The sequence below is a fragment of the Legionella fallonii LLAP-10 genome (genome assembly GCF_000953135.1).
GTDB lineage: Bacteria > Pseudomonadota > Gammaproteobacteria > Legionellales > Legionellaceae > Legionella > Legionella fallonii.
In genome coordinates, this window is record NZ_LN614827.1 from 1,587,342 (window position 1) to 1,600,413 (window position 13,072).

The window sequence follows — 13,072 nt, forward strand, 5'->3', positions numbered from 1 at the left end:
TGCTAACTTGGCTAAAGAATAACACAGACTCATTAAGAAATAATTAAATCCCTTATTCTCTGGAATTCGACACTAGAGTTAATAAAATGATAAATAAGGAACATTAAACCACATAGCAGAAGGAATTTTTGCCCAAGGAAGTCCAAATTATTCACAAAGACCACGTGTAGAGCCATATCATAAGATGCCGTTAATGATGCAGTAATAACATAATAAGTGCGAAATGTAGTAAACTTAACATTAATGTCCAAATGTCTGTCTATTACGAGATAGTGATGTTGACGTTCCTAATGCTCCAAAAAATGAAGCTCTTCTATGAAAAAAATAGAATCGTTGAGACTTATACGGCTGATCCTGCGTATCCTATTGATTTAGAGCGGTTCTTAGCTGGTTTTGAAGAACATAGGAGAAAAAATGCATTAGGAAGTTCGCTTGAAAAGTGCTCATTAATCATAACAGACTGGTCAATTAAAAAAGATCAAGTTCTGACAGGTGATATGAAGCTATTACTCTGTGACTTGTTTAAAGAAGGTTTCGCTATTTATGTTTGGACCGGCAAATTAGAGCAGATTACTTCAGTAAGTCAGTTGATAAGCAAGAGAGGTGATATTGAGGTAATAGATGCTGGAACAGTAACAGAGGCAGCAGCCCAATTAGAGGTTCCTTTACTTGCTAAGCAGTACGTCATTTTAGATTATTTTAAAATGCGCGAGCTAATCTCCATCATGAAAGCAGAAACTGTTCAACATACTCCTCTCGACATGAACGATGTTTTTGACTATTTGGTAAATAATGAACACTCAAGAGATAAAAAAGATAAAATTAATCTGTTAATAGTCAGTTTTTTGGGTAGAGAAACTATTATTGCTGATTATGAGAAAGCGGGTTCAGATAGAGATTGTTCAGGATTATTTATTACAACTTTAGTCCGTGCTTTTCCTGAAAGGATTATTATAAAAAATATTCATGCCAGAGAACCGCATGATGATGGATTAGTCATAGAAGAAGAGATTCTACACAGTGCTATTGAATCCATTAAATTCGGGATTCTTAATGGATATTTGCAACATGACCATGACTCCAATATTGCCCAATTACGTCATTTTCAGGATCTGGAAAATTTAAAATCTATCCATCTCATTTATGATGATGAGCTATCGAGTGCTGAATTATTTTATTTACGGCCATACATGCATTTGGTAAACACCCTCGAAATGAATAATATTAGTTCAGTGTCGGTCAATGTTTTTCAGTTTATTAATCTACGTAATCTTAATATAAAAAATACTACTGCTTCTGAGGACGAATTAATTTCATTTTTAAAGAATCACCAAAACGTACAAAAATTAAAAATTACAGGAGAAAATAATTTAACAGCCGACATTCTTATTCAAAATAAAGAATTATTGGGGAAATTAGAAACACTAAAAATAACAAGAAAAAGCTTAATAATGACAGGTGAGCAGTTTTCATTACTGCTTGATGCTTGCCCTAAGCTGGTTCACTTAAAGTTAAATGTAAGTTCGTTACAACCATTTGAATATCAATCTCCTGCTCTAAGCTCTTTGCATATAACAGGATGCTCTATGACAATGGGAGATTTCTCTCAACTTCTTATGGGGGCTCCTTCATTAAGAAAGCTCAATCTTACCAATGTTAGTTTTATTGATGGTTTACCCTCTGAATCCATCAACAATTTTAATGTACAGCATCTACAGCTAAAAGAAACTCAAATAAATGCTTTTCATCTTGACCAATTATTGCAGTTATTTCCCCAATTAAATTATTTATCTATTATGAATAGTACTGTTTTGGGAGATAGTGCTCAGTCTTTATTTGAAGGGGATTGCTTGGCTATGCTTGAGACTTTCACCATTAATAAGGTGAATATTTCCCAGGAAATACTAGAAAAATTAATGAAAAAATTTACGCGGTTAGAAGTAGCTAACATAGAGTATGATTTTTCTATAAATGATGATCATTCAAAGCCATATATCATCAGTCCTGACATGGTTAAGGCTATAAGCTCAACCCATTTACTTGAGGTTAATCTTGATTTTACTCGAATTAGCATAGATGACTTAGTGGATTTATATTTTAATAATAAGAATTTGCAGAAACTGATTGGTACTGGGCGCGAACTAAATAGTAGGGAGTCGGCGCGTCAATACTCGACACCGCTGCCTCAACTATTTAGTAAAAAGGAACATTTAAGTACTAATATTATTTCAGTGCTTTTTTCGCATACAAAAAAGGCACCTAGACGCACCATACAACCTGTTCCACCACCAACATTTAGACTTGATACAGATACCGAATTACCCTCTCAAGATCCTCGAGATGTAATGGAATACATTGTTCCCCATCCAGGAGGGATTAATATTCATCCTCGCGATTACCGAGAGTCTCCTTTTTTAATTACAGAAATTAACAATGGTTCGGTTACTATTAATGAGTATATCCCTACTGATATTAAATCCTATGTCAGTTATAAATTAATCGATAATGCAAAAGAATTATATGAAGAAGAGGCTGCCGATGATCCTCGCCTTTATCTAGCAGAAAGACATTATGTTCTAAATAACAAATGGAGGGGGCTTACTTCCTGCTCTCCCTATGAAGATTTAAGATATTTGCAAGTTGATGCGCCGGTGGAAATAGGCTTCAGTGATGAAATAAAAAAATTTTACATACGATTACAAGCACCGTCTGAAGAGGCGGCGGTTTCTGTTATCCATATTTTTAGCGTTAAACTATTACCAAAAATTGAAAAAAATTTTAATGAATATACTGAGCATATAGATAGATGTATTCACTCCTTATTGTATTCTCCTGATGGTGAATACATAAGTCATGAATATTCTCAGCATGCTGTTGATACATTAATGAGTCTAGATCCTTTAGCGAGGGCGGGAGCACTGTTGTCTTTTTATGATGGACATCCGACACTTCCTGATAGTGGCTTCAAACCAGGGAAATTACAGGGAGAATTCGCTAATGATATAGAGCTAATTAATGCAATCAAGTGGCAGAAACTAGGGCGCTGTGAATTAAAAACAAGCCCTCTTTATCTAGATATGAGACTATTGGGAGTGAGAGAGTGTCTTATTTGGGTAAATGATATACATACGTACCTTGAGGCAAATATAAACGGGACTATTTATCATATGGATCCCGGCGGTTTTCCATTGAATTTGAATTTGGTAAAACCTTCCTATAGGGAGGAAGACGAAGAAATGGAATTGTCTGAACCAGCGAGGGAAGTATCACTCAAGGTTCTCCAACAGCAGAAACTAGAGTCGCAATCTGATCTTGGTAAAAATAATCCTTTCATTAGCTGGAGAAAACAAGGATTACCAAAGGAGCAAAAACTTACTATTGATGAATATGTGAGTTGGCTAATGCAAAAAGCTGATGGGTTAAGTGATAAGCGGCGGAATATTCTGGTTATTTGTGAAGACAGCCATCAACTTGAATTATTTAATGCACGTCTTGCGCGCTATATAAGTCTGAAAAGACAACAACAATATTATTATCTATCCGGCTATGACAGTTACTCTACTTCTTCGGTAATGATTACTGGAGATGGATATAAAAAAATACCAAGCCAAGTAGTCAAGTTTGCTACTTCTTGTACGAAAGACGATGCTTTTTGCGTTAATATGAGTCATATTGGTACTCATTATTTATGGTTTATTCGCCTGGCAGAAGGACATTTAGGGACTCATCCGCTTCCTCAGGGCTTAAGATTAGTTATGGCTATAGATAAAGAGTCTTTGTCCAATATAGGAAGTGAGCTCTATAGGCGAGTAGATTTAGTAGAAACCATGCCGTCATTCCCAGAAGGGGATCTCTATAATTTATGTGTACGGCCTTATGATGCTGAACATGCATTAACTAGTCTTGATTCTGCTGTACATCTTTATGAAAATGTCAATGCAGTAGAAACGTTGAAGGGTGAGATGCACATTGACGGTGAATACTTGTTTTTAGATCAAGGCCCTTTAATTGAAGCAATTAGCTCAGGAGCTCCAGGCTTATGCATTGACAATGCTCCCTTTCATTTAAGAGCATTTAGAGATTTTTTAATCAACCTTTGTAATACAGGAAGACTATATCACAATGGGGCATCCTATTTTTTACCCCAACCATTTTACATAGAATATTATAACGCTCCTTATGGATTTGAGGCACGCTATAGCATTACTTCTTTACATGCAGAAAATAGTTCCTTTTGGCATTATCCTCTCAATCACACGACTTGGAATTTATTCTTTAAAACTTATTATTGCGATCCTCGTACTCATCTTTTTCAGGAAAGGCCTGGTTGGCTTGCTCAAGCGAGTGGCCGAGATGGTCATATGACCATCTTGGTTACGGAGGATATCCCAAAAAACTCCTGGGCTGAGTTTTTAGACACAGCTACAAAATATAATGTGCGCCTACAGTTTATAGTTCCTTCTGATATTTGTATTCCTGATGCCATGCATGATAGAGCACAACAAAGCTTAAATAAGGAGGGAAAAGGGAAAGAAAAAAATCGTCAGAACAATGCAGTAAGACTTATTTTAACCAATGATGTTGATTTTACTTTTGAACATCAAATGGATCATGAACAAGAGGATGTGGTTTATCATGTCACCGAAGCGAGTAAGTACAGTGAATTATTTGAATCTTTTTACCCCGATGATGATAGCTTAAAATTTAGTGTGCGCTACGGCTATATTTTACAAAATCTTCTTAGTAATGAACGTGACGAAAAAGGTAAACGGGTTATTTTAAAGGGAAGGATGTCTAAAGAGTTTGCACAGCATCTAGAATCCTTGTTTTCGGAAAATCCTTACCTCTATATTAATGGACAGTTTCAGAAGTTATCTGGTGAGTTAATTATTATTACTGATGATAAAAAATCATTTCCATATTTTAGTGCTGAACGATTTGACGTCATGCAAGAGGAGCGTTGGGATAAGTTAAAGGAGGTATTTCATGAGCATCAATCTGAAGTTCAGCAACTAAAGGAAGCTTGCAAAGAAATACAACAGAAGACGAAAATTAATTTTACTTATATCCAATTAAAAACCATGATGACGCATTTGTTTCATCATCCAGATTCAAATCCCTTCCTGCCTTTGCTCCGTATATTTAAGGATTCCGACGAAGCAATACAAATTAGCAGAAAATATTTTACTCAAAAAAACGGGAAATTCAGCGGATTTGAAAAGTCAAAAGACAAGAGGATGGCTAAGCTATGCGATCATTTAGCCTATTCTTATTATGCCTTTATTGTGGGCGAGTCCGGAACCGCAAAAAGCACAATGATTCTTACACAATTACTAAATTTTATGGAGCGTCATATAGGTGGTTCATTCACGATGCATGTTGGTCTTGAAAACATTAAGAAATTCACTGAGGAGGGAGGGATTTTATTTCTTGATGAGGCTAACTTAAAGGAAAATGGTGCTTATGATATTTTCGAAAACATATTTAATGATAAGCCTTATATTGTAGTAAATGGTGTATATTGCCCCATTGACGCCAATCATAGAATTATTTTTGCAGGTAACTTTGTCAATTATGCCCATAGAAGACAGCATGATTTTTTTTCCCGTCATGGAAATGTGTTGCAGTCTAAAGATCTTCGCGATGATTATTTATTGGAAGATGTTTTAAAACCTGTTTTTGTAAGCCTCTTTCCTAATGCCCCTAATGTAAGTGATGAAACTCATCAGCGAATTATGACTCATTTGCTAGGTGAATACAGGCGCATTAACAAGTTATTCCCTAAACCGCCATTAACTCCAAGGAATTTGCAAATGATGGTTTTGCGGTTTATCGCTCATGCACAACAGCACGATATAGATGAACGATTTACTATAAAACAAATCATGGATTTAGCTATTAATGATGAGTTAAATGGCTGTACCAAGCAAAAGGACAGAGAAGGACTAGCTATTTGGAGTGCAGAAGAGCAAGAACATTTAAAAGCTTGTGAACAGTATTTAAGTGAACGTCTTGATTTTAAATCCAATGACTACGTATTAGTTCCATCACGTAGAAATACGTTACGCTTGATTTATGATGCGATACGCATTAGCTCAATGAAGACAGTCAATGCCTATGGGATTTCAGGACTACTTCAAGAGGGCACTACGACTAACGGTAAAAGTAAAATAATCATTGAGGCATTAGAATACTTGGGATTTGTAGATGGTAATGATGATACCGATCCTCAAAAACGTCATTATTATCATATTACAAGCAGCGATCATGATGAGATGCTTCGTATATTCACCAAAGCATTTCATGAGGGAACTCCACTGATAATTGATGAATTGAATACTCTTCCTTTTATAGAGGACCTGCTGAATTCATTTATGTCGGGTACTGATTTGGAAGGAAATCGCGCTCAAAAGCCTGGATTTATTGTTTTTGCAACACAAAACTCTATTCGCTATATAGGACGTGATATTCTTTCTGATGCGGTTCATAAACGCTTTACCGAAGAAGAAGTACAGGACTATACACGAGAGGATTTTATCGATATTGCAACGACTATGGGTTATGAACCTAACCTAGTCGAGCAATTAGTTGATCTATTTCTTTATGCTGTAAATTTAGCCGAATTTGAGAATGTGCCACAAAGACCTACTTTGCATCATTTACTAGAGATTCTTGAGAGTTACCAACCCTCAAAATCAAGAAAACTCGAGGTCCAATCACCTGATCTATTCTTTTCAGAAAACCAAAGAAAAAGGAAAGAACGCGATGAAAATTCTGTACTGACAAGCAACAAGGGTAAAGAAAAAGAGGGTGAAAAGAAACAGCAGCCAGAAAAAGAAGAAAAAGAAAAGATAGGGGATTATGGGAAATTCAATTTTTCATAACTTGCTGTTTAATCGTTGCAATACAAAATAGTCTTTTCTGGGCATGTTAAACTATGATTTGTTAAGTTCCTCTATCTCAGCTCACGGAGTGGTCTGGGTTTGACCGATTTTGACAAATAATTTTATATACTGAATTACCCATATAGTGTGATATACAGCAGTTAATTTTTTAAAAGATTAAAGAAATATAAGTCAAGACTGTTTTTTTATAATTTTTTTGTTATGATAACTGTCCGCTTAAATCTATCCATCAAAGTACTACTTGTGGATATCCTTATACTTTTTCCTCAGATACCATCTTGAGCTTAGACAGCTTTTTTAGAAGACTCCTTATTTTATATGGATTATTGCAATTTAATTGACATTAGATAAACACAAACTTATCCCCATTTTCTGTGGATAACTCTGTGAATACACCATGGTTAATTACTAAAATCCTATTCCAAAAGAGATAAATCTTCTTTTAACCAAGTGTGGTAAAGATGTTGAAAATATTTATTGACGATATCAATTAGCTCCAGTATCTAGTGGGAGCGCATGATGGCGTGAATTTGCAATGCAAATATGAGAGGATAAAAATTTTTAGCTCATATTAATGATGAGTGCTTTGTGAACAATTTAGCCAGTTGCCAAATGGGACTGTGAACTCACATCTCCCAAATTGATAGCATTGATGTTGTCACATTTTCAAAAAACAAGAAATATCTTACATTGTAACGAGCAACTCGCTCCTTACATTAATTCTAGTAATAACTCTATAATGTAATCGTTTGGCACAGCTTCAATAGACAGGATGTCTCACAAGGGCTAAGATGGTTCATAATGTGTTGTAGCTGTGCACAAGCACGATGTTTCACTAGAATTTCTCCTTCATCACTTCTCTTTAAAGTGAACCTCTTTTTTGTACCACCTATTGTTTATGTTTTTTTCTTGTTCATCTTCAATATAAGGATGATGTTCATCAACTAAAGTTAAAAAAAGTTTAAGTCAAGACTGTTTTTTTATAATTTTTTTGTTATGATACCAATCCACATAAATTTATCCATCATATTCTTTCTTGTGGATATCTTTCTATCTTCCTCCAGATGCCTTTCTGATTTTATGTTTATTTTTTATAAAACCCCTTGTCCTATATGAATTGTTACACTTTGCGTGACATCAAATAAGCTCCAACTTATCCCCATTTTCTGTGGATAACTCTGTGAATATACGAGACTTACTCTCTAAAATCCTGCACTTAGATTAATGCGCTTTCTTTTAACCAAGTTCGGTAAAAGATGAACTAAATTAGTTGGTTCAGTTTGGTGAGCTAGAGCAATAAAGGGAAGGGAAACTCAGTATTTATAAAATCGATCTTCTACTAGTATTTATAGGTAATAATATTTATAAAGAAGCATTAATTAATAAAAATCAAATGCTACAGTTAAATAGTGAGTGTAAATAATGAGTGATTTCTTTATTATTTTCATCGAGTAGTGGCGAAAAAATTGCTGATAGCTGAAGATATTCGCCGCTTTTACTTTTGATTTGCAATGTTCCACGCCATTCATTTCCCTCAGTTACTCCTTCCAAAATAGATTTATAACTTTCCATGTAGTTTTTTTCTGAGTGTAAAATTGGCAAGCTTTGACCTACGACTTCATGATAATCATAACCTGTTTTCTCAATAACTCGTTTATTTACATAGTCAATTGTTCCTGCCTTATCAGTAATTATAATTAGTACTGGACTTTGATCTAAAGCGCTGGTTAATTTTCTGATGGTTGTTTCCGCACGTTTCTGCTCTGATATATCTCTAACGATAGCTAATACGAATTGCTCACCCATAGAACGAAATATGCTTAATCTAACATCAACAGGAAAGGTTGTTCCATCTTTTCTTCTATGAATGCCTTCTAGATTAATTGGTCCATTAGCGAGATTTAATGTATTTTGTTTAATTGTTTCTTGAGTAATGGCAATTTCTATTTCCCAAGCATATGAATTAATTAGTTCTTGACGAGTATAACCTAAAGAGGAGCATGCTACATTATTAACATCCAGGATTTGTCCCTTTAAGTTATGCACAAAAATGGCGTCTGAAGTAGCATTCATAAAATTTTGATAACGCTCTTCACTTGTCATTAATTGATAAAGTAATTCTTGCTGACTAGGAACACTCATTTTACTAGATATCGTTTCAATCATATTCTGTTTAAATAATATTTTATTCGTAATTACGTGCAGTTTCAATTGATAAATTTCTTGCCACAATATTTTTTTCATGATAGGACGCGATTTTTCTAATGCTAGTGGTAAAACATCCTGACCTATAGTTCTTAATTAAAGAAACTAATCATTCGATTCACTCTGGCGTCTCATAAGCGAAATAATACATCTATAATGTAGAAAGGATATTCATTAGTAGTGCCATTATAAGTATTCAATCCCTAATACACGAGTAGGTGTTGTATGATGCAATTATTTCAAATGTTCGTTTCGATATCATCTTTATCTATTCTTAATAGTCAATTTATAAATCAGATATTAAGTTTTTCAGAGGTTCAACGCGATGTGGTCTCTTCCTTAAAAAAGCTGGTAAAAAATTCAGATTATTATTCAATGCCTAATGATGGTGGTATTTTACTTATAGGCATTCTTATTTTTTTTATATTGATTGGCTTAGAGTATGGGTATGGAGTAATTAAAAATAAAAATAACTATCGATTAAATGACTCCATTAGCTCTCTGAGTCAGGGGTTGTTGTCCCAGCTTTTTGACGCGATATCTAGACAGTTCTTCACTCTTGGTATATTTATTATTATTTATCAATCAACTCCCCATTTACATATTACCCACTTTTGGTACACATGGTATGGCATTATCTCTGCGGTAATTTTTTATGATTTTTGTGATTATTGGTTACATCGAGCCAGCCACCGGGTTGCTCTATTATGGGCTGCTCATGTAGTCCATCATCAAAGCCAGTCTTTTAATTTTACAACCAGCCTGAGGCAAGAAACTTTTTATATGCTTCCGGGATTTGTTTTTTATATTCCCTTGCCATTACTAGGGGTTCCTCCTGATTTATTTGCTCTGTCTGGTATTGTTGTTTTGTATTATCAATTTTGGATTCATACAGAACATATTGGTAAACTTGGCATATTGGAGCAATTAATATCAACGCCCTCGAATCATCGAGTTCATCATGGAGTTAATGAAAAATACATCAATAAAAACTATGGCGCTATCCTAATCATTTGGGATAGGCTGTTTGGAACCTATCAGGAGGAAACCGAAAAACCAATATATGGCACGTTGCATCCATTAAACAGCTGGTGTCCTATAAAAACGATTACCCAAGTCTATAGCCTATTAATTAAGCGTGCTTTAAACACTAAAGGCTTTTTGAATAGAATCAAGATTTTCTACAAACCACCTGAATGGAATAGTGCTGCTAACCCTAGTGTCTCAATGCAGGATATCAAAGAGATCGCTACTTATGATCCACCTATTAGCAAACTCTCAAAATGGATAGCGGGGAGCTTATTTGTTATTTTTTTTATTTGTTCTCTTTATTTTATTTTATTGAGCGAACATTTTTCATTATGGCCCGGATTAGGTTGTGCTATCACGATTCTAACTGGCTTATATTGTGTTGGTTTGCTTATTGATAAACCTCAAAAAAAATAAAAACCTCTCTTTACGGCTCTATTGATAATTCGTGTGTTTCATTCATTAGATGACTATGTTGATACAACCCTTAGACATTGACTGAAAGAGTGTCAGTAGATTAAAATAGAGTCAAATTGTTGTAATGTAAATCCACCTCCTATTGTTGTTTAACCATAGGGGGACAAGGTGTAAAGATGATATTATTGCGTGATGGTAAGATTCTGTCGAAGGTTTTTCCTGAAGATATCAAAGAAGATGGTTTTTTTGATGTTCCAGAAAGTGTCAAAAGCATAGGTTCATATTTCGAAGTATTTATGACATGTAGCAATTTGCTAACAAATGTTACCCTTTCCAAGAGGGTTGAATATATTGGTGAGTGTGCCTTTTCTGGATGCACCAATATAGAAAACGTTATTTTCGAGGGCGGGCGTACGGAGATTCATTGTAACGCATTTTTGGGATGTAACATAAAAACGATTACTCTTGTGAATTCGACACTTTTTATTGATTCTGAAGAATTAAAAAAATGCCAAGTGGATGCGATCGCGATATTCGCAGATGATCAGCGAGAAAGATGGAGGATTTTTCATTCATTGCCCAAGAGTTTGCAAGATAAGGTAATATCCAGTGAGTTGATGCAAAAAATCAAAAAAATCATAGAGGACGAAGTTTCCCGAATTACGAAGATGCCAGAAATAAATCCGACGTATCCTTATTTAAATACCAAGATGCCCAATGAGATGTTTGTCGAAATAAACAGTTTTATGGTTGATAATATTGCAGCCTACTTAAGACGGGTTCCCGTACCTCAAAATAACGCCGAGTTGCAGGATTATAAGAAAAGAGTAGCGAGTGCTGCTGATAAGCTCGTCAAAAAAACGCAATCCCTGGATATTTTGAAAGAGAATTTTAAGGAGCACTTAAAAAAAATGGAGGTTAATGAAACTGCGTTACGTCTGCAAGGAAAAAAAGACGCTGCGGATGTAACAAAAAAACTGTGTGAAAAAATAACTAACAGCTATCAGCACACATTTTTTAGCAGTCCGACACAGTTTAAGCAAGAATGTAATACAGCAACAGCTGCCGCGTTCCCTCCGTTGAAACAGCATTCGGATGGGGAACATTCTTTAATGATGATACCTCTTGGTAAGAGTTTTTTGGGGATATCTCCAATTTTACTGAGTACTGGTTATCAGTTCATTACCAAAACATACTCTTTCTTCAGCAAAACTGACAAAGAAGTTAGTGCATTGGAGAAAACCATCGAGGAGCTGTCAGACACACAACAAGAGCTGATGACTTATCTGTGGCAGTAACTCAAGCTATTATCTGCTCCTTCCCTTTATTGCTCTAGTTCACCAAACTGAGCAACTAATTTAGTTCATCTTGGGGTGCGTCAGGATTTCATGAGTTTCTTGAGGGTTATATCTACAAATAGAACTTCATTTTTTTACAAAAACGAATCATTTCTTGATCTAAATCAAACCAATTTGGTGATCATGTTGTTATCTTATTGATACCTATCGTCTTACCTAAAATTTGTAAATGACCTTAATGGAGGAGTTTAATATGCCTTATTTTAATGAACTTACCCAAGAAACCACTCTTTCTGGATTAACTAATGTAAGCGGTGATGAGTTAATTCGTACTATTTTCAGAATCAACAAAAACACAACGCATCTTGATATGAAATGGAATAATTTTGGTATAAGAGCGAGTAGCGAATCGCAAACAGCATTCGAAAACTTGAATGACAAGATAAAATTTGTAACTTTACGTGGAAATGGTTTAGGTAAAAAAGCAGGAGAAGACGCAGCATCTATTTTCTCATCATTCAAGCACGCTACTCATATGGATTTAAGCTTTAATGACCTTGATGTTCAAAAAGATCTGGCTATTGGATTAAAAGGTTTTGCCTCAACTCAAGTCGTTTCATTGGATCTGAATTCTAATAATTTAGGTTATAAAGATAATGAGCAAACCAGGAGTGCTGTTGCTGTGCTTATAGGCTTAAAATCATTGAATATGAGTTACAACAAATTGGATAGGAATAGTGAAGAAGAACTACAAACACTGTGTTTGGCTTTTCCTGGTAACTTAGAGCATCTTGATATAAGCAACAATAATTTAGGCGGTAAAATTAAAGTAATTAGAAAATTACCTAAAAATATCACCTCTTTAAATATTAGTGATAATGCCATCGATCAATTAGCTGTTAAGGAAATTAATAATCTAAACGATTCATTAACTCATTTGCAAACACTTTATATCAGTAATGATGAATTCAACAAAATGACCTTGGAGCAAAAAAAGGCCTGGAAACCTATTTTCACAGCCATAAATAAAGTTGTTTTTCTTAATTCAGCTGGAAAAGAAGTGATACCTGAGCAATCTCATTTTACAACCAATCGGGAAGTTTTTTTTGTACGAAATGATGACCCAAAGGAGCAGAATAAAGTTGAGTCGTTTAAGAGTTTTGCGAAATCAATTTCTAATGGGCTACGAAAATAAAATAAAAAATGTTTTTTGAGCGA

General features: G+C 34.8%; 5 protein-coding genes. 4 read left to right on the forward strand and 1 reads right to left on the reverse strand.

From position 1 onward, the window contains the following. The first annotated feature begins 275 nt into the window (after window positions 1-275). On the forward strand, window positions 276-6,884 hold the full coding sequence (locus LFA_RS06485) for a hypothetical protein (protein WP_045095461.1): 6,609 nt from the start codon (window positions 276-278) through the stop codon (window positions 6,882-6,884). Window positions 6,885-8,294: 1,410 nt separating this feature from the next. On the opposite strand, the gene LFA_RS06490 is transcribed toward LFA_RS06485, so the two are convergent. After that, a complete protein-coding gene (locus tag LFA_RS06490) occupies window positions 8,295-9,149 on the reverse strand; it encodes a PAS domain-containing protein (protein ID WP_045095462.1) in 855 nt (284 codons plus the stop codon). A gap of 186 nt (window positions 9,150-9,335) precedes the next feature. Between LFA_RS06490 and LFA_RS06495 the strand changes: the two genes are divergently transcribed. From LFA_RS06495 to LFA_RS06505, 3 genes are all read left to right on the forward strand, one after another. Next, window positions 9,336-10,556: a sterol desaturase family protein gene (locus LFA_RS06495; protein ID WP_084602130.1), complete on the forward strand. Its 1,221-nt coding sequence runs from the start codon at window positions 9,336-9,338 to the stop codon at window positions 10,554-10,556. 176 nt (window positions 10,557-10,732) lie between these two features. After that, a complete protein-coding gene (locus tag LFA_RS06500) occupies window positions 10,733-11,854 on the forward strand; it encodes a leucine-rich repeat domain-containing protein (protein WP_045095463.1) in 1,122 nt (373 codons plus the stop codon). Between the two features lie 253 nt (window positions 11,855-12,107). Beyond that, window positions 12,108-13,049, forward strand: coding sequence for a leucine-rich repeat domain-containing protein (locus LFA_RS06505; protein WP_045095464.1), 942 nt, complete (start codon window positions 12,108-12,110; stop codon window positions 13,047-13,049). The last annotated feature ends 23 nt before the right edge of the window (window positions 13,050-13,072 follow it).

Excerpts from the sequence above, each read along its gene's own strand:
- LFA_RS06485 (WP_045095461.1), top strand. The coding sequence starts at position 276 with ATGTTGACGTTCCTAATGCTCCAAAAAATGAAGCTCTTCTATGAAAAA.
- LFA_RS06490 (WP_045095462.1), bottom strand. The coding sequence starts at position 9,149 with ATGAAAAAAATATTGTGGCAAGAAATTTATCAATTGAAACTGCACGTA.
- LFA_RS06495 (WP_084602130.1), top strand. The coding sequence starts at position 9,336 with ATGATGCAATTATTTCAAATGTTCGTTTCGATATCATCTTTATCTATT.
- LFA_RS06500 (WP_045095463.1), top strand. The coding sequence starts at position 10,733 with ATGATATTATTGCGTGATGGTAAGATTCTGTCGAAGGTTTTTCCTGAA.
- LFA_RS06505 (WP_045095464.1), top strand. The coding sequence starts at position 12,108 with ATGCCTTATTTTAATGAACTTACCCAAGAAACCACTCTTTCTGGATTA.